Origin of the sequence: Halalkalibacter flavus (assembly GCF_036663575.1) — a bacterium.
In the GTDB taxonomy this organism is placed as follows: domain Bacteria; phylum Bacillota; class Bacilli; order Bacillales; family Bacillaceae_D; genus Halalkalibacter; species Halalkalibacter flavus.
The window spans coordinates 16,085-38,596 of record NZ_JAWRVK010000032.1 but is presented as its reverse complement, the minus strand read 5'-3'; the positions used below and the strand labels follow the sequence as shown (position 1 = coordinate 38,596).

The following is a 22,512-nucleotide window of genomic DNA, read 5'->3' as shown; positions in this document are numbered from 1 at the left end:
ACAGTCTAATTTATTTATTTTTATTATAGTTAACATATAAAATGACAAAAGGAGTGCTCGTATGGTTACAAATGAATATATAGATAAAATGCAAGGGAACAGACAGAAAGTTAAATTGGTTTTGCCAAAAGAACATGGTACGTGGATGATGTTTTTCTTACCATATTTATTAGCAGTAGCTCTCTTTGGGCCCGTTCTATTGCACATTCCATTTTTAATTGGTTGGTTCTTTCTTTTTTTAGCATCTACGCCGTTATTAAATATCATTCGAAACCGCAAACTGAAAATAGAAATGATGCCATGGCTTGTTAGATATTCAATCATTGCTATTATCTTTTTACTACCCGTCATTTGGTTAACTCCCGTTTTACTATTAATTGGCATCTTTCTTATCCCTTTACTAATCATTAATGTTTATTTTATCAAGGCTCGAAACGAACGAAGCCTATGGAACAATCTAAGTGGCATTATCACGTTTGCATTAGGTGGAGTCGCTGCTTCAATTCTTGGTCAAGGAGATGTCAATAATGCTATTTCCCTACTAATATTTGTCACGTTTTATTTTACAGGAAGTGCCTTTTATGTAAAATCACTCATTCGCGAACGAAAAAATGCCCGCTTTAAAAAAATATCCCACACGTATCATGCATTCCTATTGCTTATTCCTTTTTTACTTGGAAATCCCATGTTAGTTTTTGCTTATTTACCTGGAGCAATTAAAGACTGGACCACATCTAGGAAAAAGCAAATGAAACCTATGAAGATAGGAATCATTGAAATTGTGAATGGTATCGTCTTTTTCATTTTTAGTATTATCATCATTTAATATTTACATCTCAAAAAAACCAGTCACTTTAATTTAAAGTGACTGGGTTTCTACTAATTCATTCTTTTGTTTTGGAATATAGATACAATATGGTTCACCTTGTAAATAGTCTCCGGTAACAGCATAAGCTCTTGCCCTAGAACCACCGCACAAATTTCGGAATTCACATGCCCCACACTTCCCCTTGAATTGATCGGGTTCACGTAATTGCTTAAACACCGGATTTTCTCTATATATGGCTGCCAAAGACTCGCTCCTCACATTTCCACAATGAATTGGAAGGAATCCACTCGGAAATACATCACCTATATGGGAAATAAAAACAAATCCGTTCCCATCATTTACCCCTTTTGGAGCACGGCCTAAAATATCTTTCCTTCTCTTTCTGCTCCCGTCCCCCTTCGCCTTCATCGATTCTCTTTGAATAAGTACTCTTCTAAAATGAGGAGCTTCTGTTGTTTTAATATCAAATGTCGCTGTATCTTTTAAGTCAGCAAGCCAATGTAACACTTGTTCATGTCTTTCTGGGGAAACGGGTTCCATATTAGAAGCTCTCCCTGTCGGAACAAGAAAAAATACACTCCAAAGTACAGTTCCGAGTTGTTCCATAAGCTCAGCCATCTTCTCAAGTTCATCTACATTATAATGAGAAACAACCGTATTAATTTGAATAGGCATGTTTAAATCTTGCAAATGTCGTATAGCTTTCATCGTTAAATCAAACGAGCCCTTCGTCCCCCTAAAATGATCATGAATCTCTTTGTTAGGGCCATCTAAACTAAAAGCCCACCTCGATAAACCAGCAGCTTTTGCTTTCTCCATCGCCTTTTTCGTTACTCTTGGGGTTGCACTAGGAGTCATAGAAACACGTACACCTTTTTTCACTGCATAGTCGATTAAGTCATATAAATCTTCTCTCATTAACGGATCTCCACCTGTAAAAACAAGCAAAGGATTTCCCATTTCATAGATTTGATCGATTAAATTCGTTCCCTCTTCAAAAGAAAGTTCTCTAGGATCGCGGAGATGTTGTGCTTCAGCTCGGCAGTGTAAACATTTCAATGCGCAGGCTTTCGTTACTTCCCAAATAACGATAAATGGATTTTTTTTATAATCAATGTTCATTATCAATCCCCTCCTACATCAATATTCGTTTTTCTAAGCTTAACAAAAGATAAAACGCCCAGAGGTGACTGAGATCACAGAACAAGAATGTTCAACAGTTAGTCATTAATTATGTGATACATAAAGCCAATTCAGGTTATTTTCAGTAACTGCTTTGATTTGATTATGGTTCATACAAGAGAGGAATTGATGAGCCCTTACTGGTTTACTAAAATAATAACCTTGCCCTACATCACAATTTTGTTGCTGGAGCGTTGTTACTTGCCTCTCATTTTCAATCCCTTCAGCTATGACATTAAATCCTAAGTTTTTCCCCATAGTAATAATCGTATTAATAATAATTTCACCGTCAACATCTAACTCATGTATAAATGATTTATCGATTTTGATCGTATCAACTGGTAAATTTTTCAAATAACTTAATGATGAATATCCCGTTCCAAAATCATCAATCGAAATTTTCACTCCCAACTGCTTTAATTCAGATAACGTTTTTCTTGCTACTTCTATATTAAGGAGAACTCCTTCTGTAATTTCAAGTTCTAAAAAAGATGAATCTACCTTCGTCTCATCAAGAATATATTTTAAATCTCTTACAAAATATTCGTCTCGAAACTGTACTGGTGATACATTCACAGAAACTTTCCGCAAATGCTGGCCGCTTATTTGCCAATTTCTTAATTGCTTGCAAGCAGTAGAAATGATCCATCTACCGATAGGAATGATAGTACCCATTTCCTCCAAGATTGGAATAAATTCTTTTGGGCTGATCATCCCGAACGTCGCATTATCCCATCGTAATAATGCTTCAGCTCCAAAAACGTCCCCATTGTTCAAATTAACAAGTGGCTGATACACTAGGAAAAATTCGTTTGACTCTAGCGCTTTTTCTGCTTCCTGCTGAAGTTGATAGTACCTTTCCATTTCAAGGCTTTGCTTTGGTGTACTAAAACTATAAGTATGTCCACCCTTTTGTTTTGCTTGATACATCGCATGATCGGCCACTTTCAATAGACGTTCAATAAATTCCTGATAGTTATTGTTTTCAGCCGGGATATAATCTAGACTTACACCAATACTCGCTGACACTAACAACTTTTTATTTTGAATTAAAAAGGCAATGATAGCTGGCTTTCAATTTTTTGAATAACAGAAACTACCTCTTGTTTATTTTTAGTTTTATCAAGAATGATTACAAATTCATCCCCACCTTGACGTGTAAGAAAATCCGTTTCACGAAGACAATCTTGTAACCTCTGTCCCGCTTCTTTTAGAACCAAATCTCCAATTGTATGTCCATACTGGTCATTAATTGATTTAAAACGGTCAAGATCTAAAAATAAAATGGCTACCTGATCATTCATTTTAGACTTTATCTGAAAGTCGCTAAGCCACTTGTTTAATTTGTTTCGATTCGGTAATAACGTCAATGGGTCTAAATAAGCCATAGATTGCATATGTTCTTCAATTTGTTTTCTCTCTGTAATGTCGTGACGAATAGAAACGTATTGATAAGGTACACCTTCTTCATCTAGAAAAGGTACAATTGTTGTATCAACCCAATAATACGTCCCATCCTTTGCTTTATTTTTAAACTCACCTTTCCATACTTCACCTTTTGAAATCGTTTCCCATAATGATTGAATGAACTCTTTGCTATGGTGACCTGAATTGATAATTCGATGGTCTTTCCCGACTAATTCTTCACGACTATACTTGGATATTTCACAGAACTTATCGTTTGAGAATTGAATTATTCCTTTTTTGTCTGTTATGACAACAATTGATGATTCATTTATTGCAGACTCGATGTCCTTTAGTTTCTTTAAAGCATGATTCAATTCATTCTTTAAGCTCATCCTTGTCCCTCATTTCTCTCTAAGGCTGCTCTCCGTCTATTGTATAGGAATAGATGAATTTTTGGTGTGATCTAGGTCACGTCTACACACAAGAATAAGAGTATCCATAATTGGATGCTCTTATTCTTGATCTTATTTAAGTAAGCTACGAAGAAAATCTAGTCGTTGCTTTGCATTCCCTTTTACTATAATATCTACACCACTATCTATATTTTGATCAATCGTTTCTCCTCTATATACCTTGGCTGCAGCTTCGACACTTAAATACCCCATATCATAAGGATTCTGAGCGACCGTTCCTGATAATGCCCCACTTTCAATTAATTCGACCATTTCTGTTAGTCCATCCGCACCTGTAACAGGAATGGTCAGACCATGATCTTGAATAACATGTAAAGCACTTAGAGCCATTCCGTCAGTTGTTGCTACAACTCCTTTTAAATCAGGATGAGCTTCTAAAATGGTTTCCATTACCTCTTTTACCTGCTCAGGTTCGTTTGATAATTGCGTAATAATAGCAGCTACGTTAATACCTATTTCTTTTAACCTTACTTCTGCTCCCCTCATTCGATCCCCAGCAACAGGACTATCCTCATCACCGGTAATGATTGCTACCTTATCACCAGGCTGTAATTGGGAGCCTATTAAGGAGCCTGCCCGGCGACCTAAATCAAAGTTGTCCGTACCAACATAAGTGGTTTTATTCTCCCACGAAGCATCCGTATCTAAAAGCAGAACTGGTATATCTTTAACAATAAACCGTTCTAACGGAATGATCAAAGAATCAGGGTGGATCGGTGATACAATTAGTACATCTGGATCATCATCAAGAATCCTTTCTAACAACTCGATTTGCTCTTCTGTCGTTGCATTGGCAGGGGCGAGTACGTTTCCGTTGACTCCAAAATCACGGAAGCCTTTCTCTGCTCCAGCAATAACAACATCCCAATACTCCGTCCTTTGTTCTTTGAGAAGAACTGTAACCGTAGGCTTTCCCTCAGCAAAAGGGTTAGAAATAAAACTTATTAGAGCAATCACAATCACGGAAGCAATAAGGAGGGTGGATCTAGTTTTCAATGCTTCTACCTCCTTTCATTTTTTTATGAATTAAAGCGGATTGAAAAAATTGTTCCCGTATCCCCTGTGTTTATATATATCTCAGCTTGATGACGTTCTGCGACACTATAACAAATCGCTAGACCTAAACCTGTGCCTTCTTCTTTAGTTGTAAAGAAAGGAGTACCTATTTTTTCAATAATGTCTGGGCTAATCCCCTCTCCTTGATCTTGTATTTCTAAGACAACATCTTTGTTTTCTGTATAAGTTCTTATTGCAAGTTCTCCACCAGGAGTCATTGCGTCAAGCCCATTAAGGGCAATGTTTAAAATTATTTGGCGAATCTCTTTTTCATCCAAATAAATATCAGGACATTCATGTAAATCAAGAATCGCTTCTTTACTTGATCGTAAAGCTTCTGCTTGAATAAGTGGAAATAAGGATTCAATGATATTATTAATACTTTGTGATTTTTTGTCACTTACTTTATTTTTGGCTAAATTTAGAAACTCCGTAATAATAGAGTTAGCCCTATTTAATTCATCCAACATTAAGTCAACAATCTCTAACTTCAAAGGGTCACGGCTACTCTTTGCTACTTGCAAAAAACCATGAACAGTCGTCATCGGATTTCGAATTTCATGAGCAATTCCTGCAGCCATTTCACCAATTAAGTTCAGTCGATCTAACCTAGCCATTTCATTTTCTAATAGGACTCTATCTGTTATATCTGTTACAACAATAAGAGCACATTGTTTAGAATGTAGCGTAATTAATTCAGTTGAAAGTAAGCCAGATCTTATTTGTCCACTTTTCGTTTTATAAGTGATTTTTTGATTACGACTTGGCGTTTGTAAGTCTTGGCAATGGCAATTTGATTCTTCTATACAATAAAGCAAACCCAAATTAAGAGAATTTAATTCTTCGTTACTGTAACCTGTATATTCTATCCATCTCTCATTTACATCAATAAATGATTTATCATCTAACGAAAAAATGGCTAGCAAATTGGGGCTAGACTCAAACATCTTCTTAAAGCGCTCCTGAGAGGCTAATAGGTGCTCGGCTATTTTTTTTCGCTCAACAATCTCATTCTTTAATTTTTCATTGGCTATTAGAAGTTCCATTGTTCTCTCTTGAACAATCGTTTCCATATCTATATACTTTTGCTTTTTGTCTTCCTCCATTTGTTTTCGTTCAGTTATGTCCCTAATTGTGCAGACAAAAATTTCATGACCTTCTACAGTCGTTTTCCCAACTTGTATATCTGCATGAAACCAACTTTTATCTTTACGCAAGGCAATAACTTCGAAAACTCGTTCCCCTGCTTGCTTGATAAACGACATGTCAATTTGTTTTGACTTTGCTTCTTTTTCTACTGTATCAACAAGAAACAGACTCCCGATCTGATAATCCACAACTTCTTCATATGAATAACCGAACATGCTTTTAATAGCTTTATTCACTGATAATATTTTTCCATACGTATCAAAAGTAACAATGGTATCAAGGATCGTATCTCCAATTACCTTTGCTAACGCTTCTGACCTTCGTAAATCTAAAGTTGTCAGATCCAACTTCTCGTTTATTTCTTGAATTTCAGCTGTTTTCTCAGCTTCATTTTGAATCAGCTGTTCTTCATGGTTTTGATGAATTTTTACAAATTGCTTTATTTTTTGTTTAAGCAGTTCAGGCTCATACGGTTTAAAAATATAATCAATCGCCCCAACGGAATAACCTTGATGAACATGCTCGACATCTTGGCTAATAGCCGTAATGAAAATAATCGGAATATTTTTTGTTTTCTCACGCATTTTTATTAGTTTTGCTGTTTCAAACCCATTAAGCCCTGGCATTTGTACGTCTAATAAAATAACTGCAAAGTCTTGTTTAAGCATATATTTTAACGCTTGTTTCCCTGAGGTCGCACTAACCAAATTGTAGTTAGGAGATGTAAGGACTGCTTCCAATGCTAGTAGATTTTCTGGATGATCATCAACCATTAATATATTTACTTTTTTGGCACTTGTACTATCTATTTTTACGGTACAGTTTTTCTGTTGCATCGATTTCTTCATAACAGTTTCCATGACTAGTAAATTTAATCCCCTCTCTTTTCCCCAATCCAAGAAAGCCTTCCAAGCTAAGGCTTTCATAGAGAAGCTGATGTACTTTATTTTGCAGTTCTTTGTTAAAATAGATTAGGACATTGCGACAGATAATGATATCAAACTCATTAAAAGAATGATCTGTTACTAGATTATGCTGTGCAAATATTACGTTAGTCTGTAAAAAAGGACGGAAAACAACTTGTTCACCGATGGCCTTATAATATTCAGAGAAAGCCCTTTTCCCGCCCGCTTCAAAATAATTTTGAGTGTACTGCTGCATTCCATCAATTGAAAAAACACCTTTTTTTGCCTTACTTAAGTTACTCTCGTTTATATCAGTAGCATATATTTTCGATTTTTCATAGAGACCTTCTTCGTATAAGAGAATTGCCATCGAGTAAACTTCTTCACCAGTTGAACTACCGACATGCCAAATACGGATCGTGGATTTATCCCTTAATTTCGGGAAAACTCTTGTACGTAATACTTTAAAAAAAGAAGGATCTCGAAACATTTCTGTTACATTGATTGAAAAGTCACAAAACATGCTTTCCATCACTGCTGGATCATGCAAAATCTTTTCCTGTAATGCCGATATACTTGGAAGTTTCTCATTTCGCACACGATGATGAATTCTTCTTTGAATGAAAGGCAAAGCGTACCCCCTGAAATCATAGCCATAACAACGGTAGATGGCTTCAAGCAATAAATCTATTTCTATCTTTTCAATTTCATCAATTGGTTTCCTAACTATATTATTGAATATGTTCACCTACTCTTTTTTTCTATACAACCAAACATTCATGAGTGAGAACAACTGATCTAAATCAATTGGCTTACTTATATAATCGGATGCACCTGCTTCAATACACTCATCACGGTTATGCTTCATGGCTTTGGCTGTTACAGCAATGATTGGAATAGATGCAAATTGTGGCCTTTTACGTATAATCCTCATAGCCTCAAAGCCGTCCATATCTGGCATCATAATGTCCATTAAAACTAAGTCGGTATCTGGGTTATCTCGTAACTCCAATAATGCTTCTTTCCCACTTTCGGCAAAATTAATATCCATTTCATACTTTTCAAGCGCTGATGTTAAAGCAAATACATTTCTAACATCATCATCAACGATCAGAATTTTTTTGCCTTTCAGTAACGATTTATATTGTTTTTGAATTGCTATTTCCTCATGGTCTGAAGATATACTTGTTACTAACTCTTGGTCAATAGCTGCTGCGACTTCAGCAATAGCAGATGACTTCTCCTCTACTTCAATAGTTTCATAATATGGTAAATACAAAGTAAATGTACTACCCTTTCCTTCAACACTAAGTATATCGATATGACCGCCTAATAAATATGCGATTTCTCTACTAATTGAAAGTCCTAAGCCTGTTCCGCCATATTGCCTGCTTGTCGTTCCGTCAGCTTGCTTAAATGCCTCAAAGATCGTACTTTGTTTCTCTTTCGCTATTCCAATTCCAGTGTCCGTTACAGAGAAAGCCAGCATCGGTTGTAAATCATTCACTTTCTTAATGACTAATGACACACTTCCTTTTTCAGTAAATTTAAAGGCATTGGAAAGTAAATTTTTCAAAATTTGTTGTAATCGATGTTCATCTGTACTCAGGTAGTCTGGAATATTCTCCTCAGCTTTTACGGTAAAGCTCACACCTTTTTGCCGAGCAATAGGAGCAAACTGTCGCTCTACATAATTTTGGACTTTTTGAAGTTCTACTTCTTTTGGCACAACTTCTAATTTTCCTGATTCGACTTTTGCCAAATCTAGAATATCATTGATTAAATGAAGCAAGTCTTGACCCGAAGAATAAATTGTTCGGACATATTCCTCCTGCTTACCTGTTAAATTGCCATCACCATTCTCAGAGAGAATCTTCGCCAAAATCAATAAACTATTAAGAGGCGTTCTAAGTTCATGAGACATATTTGCTAAGAACTCCGATTTATATTGAGAGCTTAACTCAAGCTGTTGGGCCTTTTCTTCAAGGGCCTCTCGTACTTTTTCTAGCTCTGTTTTCTTTGATTCTGAACTTTCGTATTGCTCTTCCAATTTCTCATTTGTTGTACGTAATTCTTCTTGTTGCACTTGCAATTCTTCGGATTGCGCTTGTAATTCTTCAGTTAAGCTTTGAGATTCTTGTAATAATTTATCCACTTTCATACGATTTGCAATGCTATTCATTGTAATACCAAGGTTGCTCATAATTTCTTCTAGCAATTTAACTTGAGAAGTACTAAAAGAATGTAATGAAGCAATTTCAATAACAGCCAATACTTCCCCTTCGAATTTGACTGGTAAAATAATGCTATATTTTGGTGATGTCACCCCAACTCCAGAATGAACTTTAACATAATTGTCTGGAATATCCGTTAAATAGATTGTTCTCTGCTCAGCTGCACACTGACCTATTAATCCTTCGCCAATCTTAAAGCGATCAAAGTTATTGCTTTGATCCGATAGCGCATAGGCTGCCCTTTTTTTCATGTACTGCTGACCTTCTTCCATTTCCTTCAAATAAAAAATCCCTGCACTCCCTCCTACCATGGGAACAAGCTTCATAATTAACATATCCGCTAACATCTGTACATTTTTCACTTCAGGATACATGGTAGCTATTTCAGCAATTTTTGTTTGTAGCCAACTATGTTCTTCTGCTTCATTCTTTAAACGCTTTTCTAATTTACTTTGTCTCTCCAACTCTGTCGCCATTTTGTTAAAAGCGGTAGCAATTTTTCCAAATTCATCCTTAGAGAGTACAGCAATTCGCGGCAATTCACCGACGTTCCTACTCGTCACACTTTCCATTACAGTCGTTACATTGTTTAGGTTTTTCGTGATACTTCTAATAATCCATAACGTAATCGCAATTGCAAATCCTAGACCAACTGCAAGATAGATGTAGATCATCTTAACAGCCCAATTGTATGTATCTCTCGATCTGAATAGTTCATTTTTGAGCTCTTGCTCTTGCAAACCATGGAGAAGTTCCCCTATCTGAAGCATTCTTTGACGAGTGACTTCTGCTTCTTCCCAAAGGGTCGGCTCGATTGAATTATCACTATCTAATCGTTGAATGGTTAACACTTGTTGTGCAATATCTTGGTACGATGTATGCAATGTTTTGAATTTTGCAATTAACTCTTGTGATTTTTGTTGAGTGTCATGCTTTTCAAGTGACTCAAGAGAGAGCTTTAAGTTTACATTAGACTGTTCCCATCCATTCATCCTCGTTAAGAAATTCTCGTTTGATTGTTCAGCTGTTATTTCTCGCAATTCTCTACCAATATTAGCTGTTTCATACATAATGTCTGAACTCATATTGATGCGATCATTCAATTCATTAACGACTACATGCATTTCAACTGTTGATTTCTCAAGCATATTCAACAAGATAATAACTACAATAGAAATTAATAATAAAATAGACCCAATACTAGCATAAAGTTTTGTTCTAAATTTCATATTCCCTCCGGTAACCAATCAATATGATTTATTTTTAATTTTTCGACCTTCTAAATAAAAAATTACTAATTTTCAGTTTTTTCTCACTCTTCAAAAAAATACATATTTAGTCTTTATTTGATTACATATGACAATTATTTACCTTTATTATAATACACTCTACCACAATTAAAATATATATCTTGAATATATCTTTTAAAATTCTAGTAATAATTTATCATTAATGGTTTCTCTTTAATAGTTGTAATAGTAAAAAAGCAGTCTTTTGTAAATAATAAATTTAACTTAGAAATAGGAGGGAAATACAATGAATAATAAAAATAAAACCGTATCGGGAACGGATATCGTTGAAGTTAAGCGTCTAAATGCTCAGTCTGGTTTAACTTATAATGAGGCAAAAGTAATGCTTGCAAAGAAAAGAGGAATCAAATCAAACCAAGATATATAAATAATAGAAAGAGAGCTATATCCATTATTAAGACAAAGCTCTCTTTTTTAGCGTTAATCTGTCTTCTGAAAAATTGGATACTTGTTTGCTAGTTTTTATAGAATAGAATCCGGATTCGCTATAAATATTTTTCCGTATAAACCTCATTCTTTATCGAAAAAATAAAATATCATTACTTAGGAGGTTGATGACTTTGTTTGATGTTGCTGATTGGTTGCTACTTATTACTTTTGGTGCATTCTTCATAATTTGTATTAGCTTAGCGGTCTGGGTAAGCAAACGTAAGAAACGTAATAATTGAAAATATCTTTTTCTTATCCCCTATCTAAATCATTCTTTTCTTATAAAAAGAATATTAATAATTGCGATGCTATCGTCACAAATATGAGGGCAAAGGGATACGCTGCTGCATAAGCGATAGACGGGTCTTCTGAGTCAACTAATTGATTAACGGCTCCGAGCCCAGGTGTACTCGTCAATCCTCCACAAAGTGCCCCTAAGGAATGAACCATACTTAATTTAAATAGTTTCCTTGCTACAAGAAAACCAATGAAAATAGGAACGATCGTAATTAAAGCTCCACCTATGACTAAACTTAAACCTTCTTTTTGTACGACATCTACAAGGCCTTGCCCTGCGGTCGTTCCTGCCCCTGATAAGAAGAGCACGAGTCCAATGTCTCGAATTACTTGGTTTGAGGGTTGAAAAAAACGGGCACGAATCGGTCCTATTTTACCATAGTGGCCAATGAGTAAGGCCACAAATAACGGACCTCCTGCTACTCCTAATGTGATCGTTCCTAGATACGGTATTTGTACCGGAATCATCCCAAAGATGATACCAATTAACAAAATTAAACTTAATGAAAATATATGAACATTCGTCACTGTTAACGTTTTTTTGCTAAATAGTTTTTCTACAATATTTAAACGGTCTTCACTACTAACTAAAGTTAGGACGTCACCTCGTTCTAGACGCCATTTTGAATTTTGATTAAACTCGAATCCCCCTCGTTCCATTCTGGTCACCGTGACCCCATACATTCTTCTTAATTCTAATTCCCTAATGTTCTTACCAATCATCTCTTCTGAATCAACAACTACTTTACGTAGTTTCACATGATCAGAGTTAGTAAAGTCAGATGAAACTTCTCTTCCGATATCTTGACAAAACGTATCTAGGTCTTCTCCTAATCCAACAGCAACAAGATGATCACCTTTTAATATTACAGTATCGTTAAGTGCAATTATATTTCGATCCCCTCGGATCACTCGACTAATTACAACTGATTTATACTTATGAAAACGTAATTCCTTCAATGTACGCTTATTTACCTTAGGACTAACAACTTCTATTGTCCGTACTTCCGGTGAAGCTTCTGTTTTAGCCGGATCTGCATATTTTTTTAAATCCTTCATCAGATCAACTTTTAATACCCTCGGCAATAATTGGACAAATAGTACAACAGCAATCACACCAAAAGGATAAGCAATTCCGTATCCAACTGATGCTAACGGGTCATTCGTTGCTTGGAGCGCTGCCGCTAGCCCAGGTGTACTAGTTAACGCACCGGTCATTAAACCAATGCTTAATGCAGGGGATAACCCGAACACATAAGAAACAAAGATAGTAGTTATAGCCGCAATTAAAACAATTAGTAGACCGATAATGCCAAAGATTAACCCACTTGATCGCATCATCCTAAAAAAACGCGGCCCTGCTTGTAAACCTACAGCAACAATAAACAAACTTAACCCTAAATTTTGAACAGTAGAGGAAACTTGATACCCGAAATGGCCAAATAACATTGCAACAAGAAGCACCCCAGAAGTACCTAAACTAAGTCCCCTAATTTTTGCTTGACCAAGCATTGATCCTAAAAATAAAATCATAAATAATAAAAACAAAGGCTCTTCTAATAACGAAAAGAATAATTCCACTTTCCATCCTCCATCTATTCCACGACTACTTACGTTTCATATATTATACAGTTTTGCACGCTGAATTTCTTATGTATGCTCACTTCTTCACAATATCTCCTACTTTTTTAGAGGACACGGAAAAAAGTCAACCTTCCCTTTCACTGTATCCTCTATTCAAAGTGCAGAGCCATTGCCAAGTTTTCAAAGCCTCCCTAACATGAATTTGACATCCATTAAGGAGAGTAATTTTTCTATAGACTACTTTCTTTTTTTGGGAGCGACCATTTATTTTGTTTTCTTTTTAGTTTTGACGTTAACTCCATAAACCATTGTTGATCCCTTGTAGACAAAGCTAAATCGATGAAATTTAAAAGCTCCGCCTCAGAGAAATTGGTTAGTGGTGCTTGCTTTTCAATATCCTTCTTTTCGATTCGAATCGTTCTTCCTACAAACTCGGTATTATCACTAAACAATACTTTCAAGCGGACTAATGGATGGTATGGCTCTACACTTTCTATATACCCATGTACCCACTCATCATTTCTTGTTTTTCCTTTAATCCAGTCACCTTGTTTTAGTTCTTTATTGTTATGAGCCTCCATTATTTATTCACCAACCTTTGTCATACCCATTTTGGTATTTTCATTAACATTTGACTAAGTTGAGAATCTTCATTAAACACACTTTCTTTTTAAAAATCTTTCTTCGCATAATCATTATATTCACTCTATAATATTTTTTCTTGGGCTAATCGACACTTTTGTACAATCATTATATTAAAGCCGTTCCATCGATTAATTTATGCAGCATTAAAGGTGAATTTTCTTAATCGTTCCTTTATAAGGAATCTAATTATTTAATGAAATGATCTTGTATGATATAGTACGCTTACAGTCTTTGACATTGTGCTTTTTGTTTTATACGAAACAAAAAAACAATAGTTTTTTTGAAAGGAGTTATCAATGACATTACCGAAGAAAAGTGTCCTATCTCAACAAATGGTTATGAATATGCTTAATAAAGCGATACAAAGAGCAGCAGAATTAGACATTAAAATTAGTGTTGCTGTTGTGGATGACGGCGGGAACCTTATGGGCTTCATTAGAATGAATGGCGCTAAGCTAATACCTGGTAACATTGCTCAAAACAAAGCGTATACTGCAGCAGGATTCGGTATTCCAACAGGAGATTGGTATGAAAGAATAAAAGACAAGCCAGCTCTATTACACGGAATGGTTCACACAGATAAAATGACTATTTTTAGTGGTGGTCAACCTATTTATGATGGAGACGACCTAATAGGTGGAATCGGCGTTTCTGGGGGGTCCCAGGAACAAGACAATGACTGCGCCTTAGCTGCCCTAAATGTTATTCATATGTAATACAGTTAACCAGAGGAAAGGAAAAGAAGTTAGTTTTCAGCTAATTGTCCCTACTTCCTAGTAAAAAATAGGGGGTTCTCAAAAGGCCTGTTTTTGACCTTTGAGCCCCCCCGAAGCAATGAGCCGAGTCACTACATCTTTTAAAAGCCTTGAGAGGAGTGGTATCGTTTCCCCTCTCAAGCCGCTTAGCGAACGGAGCCATTGCCACCTCTGTTCCTGGATTTTTGAGATCTACAACCATTCTTTTTTTAAAGCTTAATGCAAATATTTTTTAATTCACTATAAAACTCAAAGCTATGCATTCCGCCTTCACGCCCGATTCCGCTTTGCTTCATTCCACCAAACGGAGTACGTAGATCACGTAAGAACCATGTGTTAACCCAAATGATTCCCGCTTCTACTTCGTTTGCTACACGGTGAGCACGACGAAGGTCATTCGTCCAAATTGAAGCACTTAATCCGTAGTGAGAATTATTTACTTGCTCTAGTACTTCTTCCTCACTATCAAATGGAATCACCGTTACAACTGGTCCGAAGATTTCCTCGCGAACACAACGCGCATTGCGATCAAGATCAGTAATGATTGTCGGCTCAATATAGTACCCTTTTTCAAAGCCTTCCGGACGACCGCCTCCAGTGCGAATAGTCCCACCTTCTTCTCTAGCTAACTCAAGGTACCCAAGTACTCGCTCATAATGCTCTTTCCCGATCATTGCACCAATTTTTGTTTTCTCATCAAATGGATCTCCAACAACTAATTCCTTCGTTTTGGCAACAAATTTTTCTACGAATTCATCATACGCTGCACGCTCAACATATATTCTTGATCCGCACAAGCAAACTTCCCCTTGGTTGATGAAACTTGATTTGATTGTTGTTTCTAATACTTCATCAAGATCCGAATCAGCAAAAATAATGTTTGGATTCTTTCCACCTAACTCATAGGAAAGTTTTTTAAGGGAATTCGCTGCTGCTTTCATAATCGCTGTCCCAGTTGATGTTTCCCCTGTGAATGTAATCGCATCTACATCTGGATGTTCTGTTAATGCTGCACCGGCTGAGTCAGGTCCAAACCCGTGTACGACATTTACAACGCCATCTGGTACGCCTGCTTCTTTACAAATTTCAGCGAGTACCGTTGCTGTCATCGGTGTCCACTCTGCAGGCTTCATAACCGCTGTATTACCAGCTGCTAAACAAGGAGCCAACTTCCAAGTTAAGAGAAGCATTGGTAGATTCCAAGGGTTGATTAACCCAACAACTCCAACTGGTTTACGTACTGCATAGTTAATCGCTACATCATCGTGCTGATACGCTTCTGTTCCTATTGTTGTCATATAATCAGCAAAGAAGTGGAAATTGTATGCCGCTCTTGGAATGTCAATTGTGCTTGATAACCAGATTGGCTTCCCAGTATCTAAAGATTCTAAACGAGCAAGCTCATCTTTTCTTTCTAAGATTAAATCACCAATTTTACGTAGCACTTTCGAACGTTCAGTAAGGGGCATTGTTTTCCAAGGTCCATTTAAAGCATTTTTTGCTGCAGTTACAGCTAAGTCAATTTCCTCTTTGCCACCTTCAGCAACTGAGCCAAGTACTTCTTCATTGGCTGGATTCATATTGATAAATGTTTTGTGATTTGCTGAATTGACATATTGTCCATTAATAAAGTGTCTACAATCAATTCCCGTCGCAGTAGTAACCGTTTCCATTTTTAGTACCCTCCATTAACTTTTTATTTTTTCCTTACATTTACCTTACTCTACAAACGTGCCACATAAAACATCATTGTCCCTCTATGAGCAACAATATGAAAAATTTTTAAAATAATTTTAATTTCATGTTTTCTTTTACTTAGGTTGTCTTTACTTTCTTTATAGCCTCTTACTACATGTAATTTAAATATGTATATACTTTCTGAATTCTATTAATTATCTGTTATAATGAATCCATTCTTATCCAAGACAATATTAGGTAAGAATGGATAATAACAAATAATTTAAGAATGGATGAATTTATGATGGATTCAAAATTTGTAAGTGAATCAAAAGTTGTGAGAACAAGCAGAGTCTTTCCGAATGATGTAAATAATCACAATACGTTATTTGGTGGTAAATTAATGAGTGATGTTGATATGATCGCCTCCATTTCAGCAACAAGACATTCTCGAAAGGAATGTGTAACAGCTTCTACGGATTCAGTTGATTTTCTCTCCCCTATTACTCCTAAAGATTCCGTTAATTTCATCTCCTTTGTTACATATACCGGAACGAGTTCAATGGAGGTTTTTGTGAAAATTATCGCAGAAAATTTGATAACAGGTCATCGAAAAATTGCTGCAACCGCCTTTTTAACCTTTGTTGCACTTGATGAAAATGGCAAACCTACCAAAGTTCCACAAGTCATTCCAGAAACTGAGGAAGAAATTAAATTATATGAAACAGGGAAAGAAAGAGCGGAAAAACGCAAGGAGCACCGTGCAAGAAGTAAAGAGTTAGCTAATTTTATTACTACGGCCAAACCTTGGCAATAAGTTACCTTCCTAGTCGAATAAAAAAGTGGAACCAATCATTACATGAATGGTTCCTCTTTTTTATTCTTTGTTATTAATCTAGTCAAGTAACCCTTGTTCTTGCTAATATTTGATGGCACCGTCATGAAGCGAGATCCCTGCTACTGTCGTATTAAGCTCACCTGACATAGCCTGACTTCCTAATAATCCATTATCGAACCTTGATCCTTTTTCGTCTGAAAAAATCACTACGTTACTAGATGCTTTTACCCTTTTGATACGTATTTGTTATACACTCCAATGTTCTCAATCGGTTTAGTGCCGCGGCAAGTTCATATCGACGCGGTCGTGCCATTTCACCTGGATGTCCCTTATGAGTTGTAACAAAGCCAAGTCCTTTTTGTTGCATTTCTTCTTCAATGAAGCTCAATATTTGGTTCACCGGCATCTCTTTTTTTAATACGTCGTTTCTTTCTAAATAAAACAAGATTTCCGCAATCATTCTCGTTTGGCTTTCGTCTACGAGCTGCTCTACAGCATGCAAGTATATATCTGTCGTTCCGTATTGAATTTGATGTCTTCCACGTGTGGCTACTTTATGCTTAGTCCCTTTTTTGCTATGTAAGCTCTTTGCAATAGGGATTCTCTCTTGAATGGGCCCAAAGGTATCGCCACCTTCATTTTTTCGTTTCACCTGTATTGTTTCGGCAATGTTCTTTGCTTCCTCCGTTACATCAAAAGGGACATATTGATCCATTTTGATCACTCGGTCTGCCACATCAAAATAATCACCTGATCCACCCATTACTAAAATTGCTGAAACGTTATAATCATCTCTTAATAAGCCCACCTTATCAACAAATGGTGTGATCGGTTCTGAATTTTTCGCAATTAATGCTTGCATACGCGCATCACGAATCATAAAATTCGTCGCACTTGTATCTTCATCAATTAAGATCGTTTTGGCGCCCGCTTCAAGCATTTCGATAATATTTGCCGCTTGAGATGTGCTGCCACTGGCATTTTCAGTTGAAAAATGCTCTGTATCTTTTCCATTTGGCAGCTTCCCAATAAATGGTGAAATATTCACTTTTGCTATACTACGTCCGTCCTCAGCACGAATTTTCACAGCCGCCTCATCAGTAATCACATACTCTCTTCCATCACCTTCGATATGATCATAAATCCCATGTTCAATCGCCTGTAACAACGTTGATTTCCCGTGATAACCCCCACCAACAATAACTGTAATTCCTTTTTTAATTGCCATACCTACAAGTGGTTGTTCTCGGTGTGGGACGGGAATGGAGATTTCCATTTCTTTAGGGCTTTGAAAAGCAATAACACCTTTTTTCATCGGTCTATCGCTTACACCACTTGCTCTTGGTAAGATCGCTCCATTACCAATAAAAGCGATATATCCATTATCCTTAAGATACTTCCTGACCGTTTGTTGCTGATCACTTAAACAAACTGCCTTTATAACTTCATCTTCTCGGACCCTATACACTGACTGATCAACGACATTTGGGATCACTTGAAAGAAAAGCTTATTTGCTTCTTTAGCTAAAACTCTTCTCCCATTTGCCGGTAACCCAATTGATAGACAAATCGTAATGTGTGCATCATCCAATTGAACCGCTGTTCGTTCAATAACTTTTTGATGAGGTGCATCAATCAACACCAGACCACTTTTTCCAGAACCTTCTATTTTTTTATGTACTTTTCCAAGCACTGCTTGAACCTTTCTGGCAATTAAATCTTCACATACAACTTTACGACTATTCGTATTTGTCCATGTTGAACTTATTTTTGTTTTCGCACTTGGTAATACGATACGGATTTTTGATGGACTTGCAAATGGATCGCCTTGAACGTAATCTATATGTAATTGAAAATGGGGGAACTGATACGTTCCTTGGATGTCCTTGTATGCTTTGTATCCTTTTTGATCGATTCGTTTCAAACTTTCCTTTAACGCTTCCACAATTTGCCTCCTCTTACTTTCTCTGGTCGTTTTTTCGTATTTTTAGTGTACCTATTTATGGATATTATTTCTAGTAAACTAAATGACTAAAGAAGGGAACTTCAAAAAAAATAAGCCGGAACCAACCTCCAGCTTACTTCATGTTCATTTACAATTTCCCTGTTAAAAATTGCGCCTCCCCCATACCAAAGCTCCAATCGGCATCTCCATTTGTAACAATATTAATCATAATATCGTTAGGTTCGATTCCACACTTTTCACCAAGCTTCTCTACTATAAGCTTATACAATTTTTGTTTTTGTTCTTCCGTTCTTTGCTTACTTGTTACACTAATAACAACTATATCCTCACTTCGCTCGAAACCAAGCCCAGTATCTTCAATGATCATTTCATGAGCTGGGTGTTGGTGAACTATTTGATAACGATCTCTTTCCGGTACTTCAAACGCTTGCAACATCGCTTCATGAGCAGCATCCAGCAGTTTTTTCAAATCTTCTTTACTACGTCCTTCAATTACATCAAATCTAAGTAGTGGCATAAATAGGCCCTCCAACATTTTTACTTCTATCTTTCCTAATTTTTTTCGGTGAAATTCGTCAAAATCCCTCTTTTTCGTTTTCGAATTATGACAACTTGCTTACATAGTTAGAATTACGTTCTATAAAACTGTACCCTTTCATTGATAGATGGAAACTAGTGACATAAATAAAACTTAATTTTTCCTACATGTCCAGTGTCAGACTGATGTCAAAATAGTTCCCAAAACGCTGAAAAGGTTATGTAACAAGGCATCTCACACTACCTTTTCCGCTAAATGGAAACAGAATACTTCTCTCTGTTTCTAAAATAATGTAACTCTTTAAATCCAATTTCTTTCAAGCGCTTCTGCACTTCTTCAAACTCATCACCGACTCGATCAGGATCATGTGCATCAGAACCAAAAGTCACTCCAACGTTAAAATAAAGAGCCCTTTCTAATATTTCATCAGCGGGATACCATCCTCCACAATCCTTCGTTTTGCCAGATGTATTAATTTCAATTACTTTTTCATATTCTCCAATAACTTGTAACGTCTTATCTATCGCATCGACTTGTATATTAGAGAATTCTGGATAAAAACCTTTCATTGCATCAATATGACCTAGGATATCAAACATATCGCTGCTTGCCGATTGTTCAATTAGATGATAATAGCGTTCTTTCGTTTTTACTTTCTCTTCGTTTGATAAACCTTCCCATCGTCCTTTTCTAAAGATACTAATTTCATCAACAAAATGCACAGATCCAATCAAATAATCAAACGGGTACTCATCTAAAAATTGTTTATACACCGTACTATGTTGTGGAAAAAAGTCACTTTCAATCCCTAATAAAACTTCAATTTGATCTGCATACTCCTCTTTTAATCGTAACACCTCATTTACATAACGATTAAAGTGAGATTTAGCCATGGTAATCCCTGGTTTTGGATGATCCTCTTCACTGTGAAAATACGGGGCATGATCAGAAATACCAATCATTTTAAGCTCTTTATCAATCGCTGCTTTTACATAATCTTCAATTGTACCAATAGCATGTCCGCACATTTGGTTGTGTGTATGTAAGTCAAATTTTGTCATAATTACTCCTTTCAATTTGAGAACTGTTTTAACTTGGTTTTTGAACCTTCATTACAAAGGAAGATTAACATTTATTTATTTTAAAAACCATCCAATTGCTTGGATGATATTATATAGCTAATTAAATTCATATGCTTTTTTGACAAAAAAATACTTGATCTAGTCAAAAACTATTTGGTTAAATGAATACGTTTCTAATGGTATACAATGGAAGTTTTTCTATTATTGATACTTCGTATCGCCCCAATCCTATCGTCCCTCTCTTTTTAACAGAACATGCAACCACTGCCCAAACCAAAAATTCACAAATTACAAAGATCTAAAGCGGTCTTGAATCTAAAATAGACGCTACTCGGAAATGACTAGCGTCTACTTTCTTATTAGATTTCAATGATGATTGGAAGAATCATCGGCTTACTTTTCGTATGCTTAAATAAGTATTGCCCTATCGTCTTTTTAATGCTTTGTTTCATAACATTCCATTGATATTTCCTTGATTCTAATAGCTCGTTTACTGTTATTGTAATTAATCGATTCATCTCTTTTTGCAGTTCTTCTGAATCACTTACATACACAAAGCCACGTGTAATGACATCAGGCCGTCCTATTAACCTTTTTTCCGTTTTACTCATTGTAACAACGATTACGAGCATTCCGTCTTCTGAAAGTTGTTTACGGTCTCGCAATACAAGGTCGCCTACATCACCAACACCGATTCCATCAACATAGGTGTTTCCTGCTGGTATTTTTCGGGTTTGGTTTGCTATAGAGTCCTTAATTTCCAAGACATCGCCATTGTTCATAATAAACGTATTTCCTTCTTCTACCCCTACAGACTCTGCTAACAGTTGATGTTGATGGAGCATCCGATATTCTCCATGAATAGGAATTAGATATTTCGGTCTCATTAATGTGAGCATCAACTTTAAATCCTCTGAGTAACCATGACCAGAAACATGCATACCGGATGAACTTCCCGATCCATAAATGACTTTAGCACCAAGCGCGAAGAAATTATCTACGATTGTTGTGACACTACGTTCATTTCCGGGAATCGGACCAGCAGCAAAAATGACAGTATCCCCTGGCAAAATCTCAACACCCCGGAAGTTTCCAGTTGATAAACGTGCAAGCGCAGCCATCGGTTCTCCTTGACTTCCTGTGCATAAAATTGCCACTCTCTCTGGATCCATTTTATTTATTTCCTGTTGATCAATGATCATTCCTTCAGGTACCGTTAAGTACCCTCGTTCTATTGCAACTTCTACAACATTAATCATGCTCCGCCCTAATAACGCTAGCTTACGATTTGTTTTTTGTGCAGCATCGACAACTTGCTGCACACGACTAATATTAGATGCAAAAGTCGCAAGAATAACTTTCCGCTCAGCCTTTATAAAAGCTTCCTCCACATGTCTTCCAACCACCTGCTCAGATGGTGTAGAACCAGGACGTTCAGCATTTGTACTTTCCGATAAGAGGAGCAAAACACCTTCCTTGCCGATCTCAGCCATTTTATGAATATCCGATTGCTCATCTTGTTTGGCAGGGGTTAAATCAAACTTAAAGTCACCGGTATGTACAACCTTTCCCTCTGGAGTATTGAAGACGATTCCTAAGCAATCCGGGATGCTATGTGTAACTTTAAAGAACTCAACAGTGATTTCGTTAAAATTTATATTTGAGCGGTCGTCAATTTCAATCAATTCTGTTTCCGATAGTATTTTATGTTCTTTTAGCTTTAATTCAATCAACCCTAGTGTAAAGCGTGTTGCATAAACGGGGACATTGATTTCCTTCAAGAAAAAAGGAATGCCTCCTATATGGTCTTCATGTCCGTGCGTTACAAGTAATGCTCGAACTTTCTCTTTGTTTTCTAATAGGTAAGTGATATCTGGGATAATTAAGTCAATACCTAATAAGCTTTCATCAGGAAACTTGTTCCCACAATCAACAAGGATGATATCATTTCTATATTCTATCGCATACATATTCTTTCCGATTTCATTTAATCCACCTAATGCAAAAATGGATAATGACTGTTCATTACTCAAGATACATAACCTCCCTTTTCGTTAATGGTAGTGTTAGTATGGTCGTTTCTATTTTCATTTATAAATAGTTTAAAGGTTTGAACAAATTAGATTTGCCAGGAATGATTTTATTGCGACCCAAAT

18 protein-coding genes are annotated in these 22,512 nt (G+C 36.3%); 4 read left to right on the top strand and 14 right to left on the bottom strand.

Annotated elements, in window-relative coordinates:
* The first annotated feature begins 61 nt into the window (after positions 1–61).
* On the top strand, positions 62–826 hold the full coding sequence (locus SAY88_RS18090) for a YwiC-like family protein (RefSeq protein WP_332633559.1): 765 nt from the start codon (positions 62–64) through the stop codon (positions 824–826).
* A 33-nt stretch (positions 827–859) separates the two neighbouring features.
* On the opposite strand, the gene SAY88_RS18085 is transcribed toward SAY88_RS18090, so the two are convergent.
* The 7 genes from SAY88_RS18085 to SAY88_RS18055 form a co-directional block, all read right to left on the bottom strand.
* The gene (locus SAY88_RS18085) at positions 860–1,951 is read right to left on the bottom strand and encodes a TIGR04053 family radical SAM/SPASM domain-containing protein (protein ID WP_332633558.1); all 1,092 of its coding nucleotides are present in this window, start codon (positions 1,949–1,951) and stop codon (positions 860–862) included.
* A gap of 105 nt (positions 1,952–2,056) precedes the next feature.
* Positions 2,057–3,040 (bottom strand): putative bifunctional diguanylate cyclase/phosphodiesterase, encoded by a 984-nt coding sequence (locus SAY88_RS18080; protein WP_332633557.1) that lies wholly within the window; start codon positions 3,038–3,040, stop codon positions 2,057–2,059.
* Positions 3,041–3,060: 20 nt separating this feature from the next.
* Positions 3,061–3,810: a diguanylate cyclase domain-containing protein gene (locus SAY88_RS18075; RefSeq protein WP_332633556.1), complete on the bottom strand. Its 750-nt coding sequence runs from the start codon at positions 3,808–3,810 to the stop codon at positions 3,061–3,063.
* Between the two features lie 132 nt (positions 3,811–3,942).
* Positions 3,943–4,887 carry a sugar ABC transporter substrate-binding protein gene (locus SAY88_RS18070; RefSeq protein ID WP_332633555.1) on the bottom strand — a complete coding sequence of 315 codons (945 nt, stop codon included), beginning with the start codon at positions 4,885–4,887 and terminating at the stop codon, positions 3,943–3,945.
* Between the two features lie 23 nt (positions 4,888–4,910).
* Entirely contained in the window at positions 4,911–6,995 is a 2,085-nt protein-coding gene (locus SAY88_RS18065; protein ID WP_332633554.1) for a PAS domain S-box protein, read from the bottom strand.
* Positions 6,898–7,707, bottom strand: a complete 810-nt coding sequence (locus tag SAY88_RS18060; RefSeq protein ID WP_431308891.1) for a CheR family methyltransferase — start codon at positions 7,705–7,707, stop codon at positions 6,898–6,900. The genes SAY88_RS18065 and SAY88_RS18060 overlap by 98 nt, the downstream gene beginning before the upstream one ends.
* A gap of 42 nt (positions 7,708–7,749) precedes the next feature.
* On the bottom strand, positions 7,750–10,464 hold the full coding sequence (locus tag SAY88_RS18055; RefSeq protein ID WP_332633552.1) for a response regulator: 2,715 nt from the start codon (positions 10,462–10,464) through the stop codon (positions 7,750–7,752).
* 307 nt (positions 10,465–10,771) lie between these two features.
* Between SAY88_RS18055 and SAY88_RS18050 the strand changes: the two genes are divergently transcribed.
* A complete protein-coding gene (locus tag SAY88_RS18050; protein ID WP_332633551.1) occupies positions 10,772–10,912 on the top strand; it encodes a hypothetical protein in 141 nt (46 codons plus the stop codon).
* A gap of 341 nt (positions 10,913–11,253) precedes the next feature.
* Here SAY88_RS18050 and SAY88_RS18045 read toward each other — a convergent pair whose 3' ends face one another.
* Positions 11,254–12,852, bottom strand: a complete 1,599-nt coding sequence (locus SAY88_RS18045; RefSeq protein ID WP_332633550.1) for an aspartate:alanine exchanger family transporter — start codon at positions 12,850–12,852, stop codon at positions 11,254–11,256.
* A 233-nt stretch (positions 12,853–13,085) separates the two neighbouring features.
* Positions 13,086–13,436: an IDEAL domain-containing protein gene (locus SAY88_RS18040; RefSeq protein ID WP_332633549.1), complete on the bottom strand. Its 351-nt coding sequence runs from the start codon at positions 13,434–13,436 to the stop codon at positions 13,086–13,088.
* Positions 13,437–13,796: 360 nt separating this feature from the next.
* Here SAY88_RS18040 and SAY88_RS18035 point away from each other — a divergent pair, with 360 nt between their 5' ends.
* On the top strand, positions 13,797–14,216 hold the full coding sequence (locus SAY88_RS18035; protein WP_332633548.1) for a GlcG/HbpS family heme-binding protein: 420 nt from the start codon (positions 13,797–13,799) through the stop codon (positions 14,214–14,216).
* Positions 14,217–14,464: 248 nt separating this feature from the next.
* On the opposite strand, the gene SAY88_RS18030 is transcribed toward SAY88_RS18035, so the two are convergent.
* A complete protein-coding gene (locus SAY88_RS18030; RefSeq protein WP_332633547.1) occupies positions 14,465–15,928 on the bottom strand; it encodes an aldehyde dehydrogenase in 1,464 nt (487 codons plus the stop codon).
* Positions 15,929–16,236: 308 nt separating this feature from the next.
* On the opposite strand from SAY88_RS18030, the gene SAY88_RS18025 reads away from it, so the two are divergent.
* A complete protein-coding gene (locus SAY88_RS18025; RefSeq protein ID WP_332633570.1) occupies positions 16,237–16,749 on the top strand; it encodes an acyl-CoA thioesterase in 513 nt (170 codons plus the stop codon).
* A 235-nt stretch (positions 16,750–16,984) separates the two neighbouring features.
* Here SAY88_RS18025 and SAY88_RS18020 read toward each other — a convergent pair whose 3' ends face one another.
* The 4 genes from SAY88_RS18020 to SAY88_RS18005 form a co-directional block, all read right to left on the bottom strand.
* Positions 16,985–18,715, bottom strand: coding sequence for an ABC-ATPase domain-containing protein (locus SAY88_RS18020; RefSeq protein ID WP_332633546.1), 1,731 nt, complete (start codon positions 18,713–18,715; stop codon positions 16,985–16,987).
* Between the two features lie 148 nt (positions 18,716–18,863).
* Positions 18,864–19,253 (bottom strand): tautomerase family protein, encoded by a 390-nt coding sequence (locus SAY88_RS18015; protein WP_332633545.1) that lies wholly within the window; start codon positions 19,251–19,253, stop codon positions 18,864–18,866.
* A gap of 272 nt (positions 19,254–19,525) precedes the next feature.
* Positions 19,526–20,335 (bottom strand): histidinol-phosphatase, encoded by an 810-nt coding sequence (locus tag SAY88_RS18010; RefSeq protein ID WP_332633544.1) that lies wholly within the window; start codon positions 20,333–20,335, stop codon positions 19,526–19,528.
* Between the two features lie 380 nt (positions 20,336–20,715).
* On the bottom strand, positions 20,716–22,392 hold the full coding sequence (locus tag SAY88_RS18005) for a ribonuclease J (protein ID WP_332633569.1): 1,677 nt from the start codon (positions 22,390–22,392) through the stop codon (positions 20,716–20,718).
* Positions 22,393–22,512: the final 120 nt, after the last annotated feature.

Excerpts from the sequence above, each read along its gene's own strand:
- SAY88_RS18090 (WP_332633559.1), top strand. The coding sequence starts at position 62 with ATGGTTACAAATGAATATATAGATAAAATGCAAGGGAACAGACAGAAA.
- SAY88_RS18085 (WP_332633558.1), bottom strand. The coding sequence starts at position 1,951 with ATGAACATTGATTATAAAAAAAATCCATTTATCGTTATTTGGGAAGTA.
- SAY88_RS18075 (WP_332633556.1), bottom strand. The coding sequence starts at position 3,810 with ATGAGCTTAAAGAATGAATTGAATCATGCTTTAAAGAAACTAAAGGAC.
- SAY88_RS18055 (WP_332633552.1), bottom strand. The coding sequence starts at position 10,464 with ATGAAATTTAGAACAAAACTTTATGCTAGTATTGGGTCTATTTTATTA.
- SAY88_RS18050 (WP_332633551.1), top strand. The coding sequence starts at position 10,772 with ATGAATAATAAAAATAAAACCGTATCGGGAACGGATATCGTTGAAGTT.
- SAY88_RS18040 (WP_332633549.1), bottom strand. The coding sequence starts at position 13,436 with ATGGAGGCTCATAACAATAAAGAACTAAAACAAGGTGACTGGATTAAA.
- SAY88_RS18035 (WP_332633548.1), top strand. The coding sequence starts at position 13,797 with ATGACATTACCGAAGAAAAGTGTCCTATCTCAACAAATGGTTATGAAT.
- SAY88_RS18030 (WP_332633547.1), bottom strand. The coding sequence starts at position 15,928 with ATGGAAACGGTTACTACTGCGACGGGAATTGATTGTAGACACTTTATT.
- SAY88_RS18025 (WP_332633570.1), top strand. The coding sequence starts at position 16,237 with ATGGATTCAAAATTTGTAAGTGAATCAAAAGTTGTGAGAACAAGCAGA.
- SAY88_RS18015 (WP_332633545.1), bottom strand. The coding sequence starts at position 19,253 with ATGCCACTACTTAGATTTGATGTAATTGAAGGACGTAGTAAAGAAGAT.
- SAY88_RS18010 (WP_332633544.1), bottom strand. The coding sequence starts at position 20,335 with ATGACAAAATTTGACTTACATACACACAACCAAATGTGCGGACATGCT.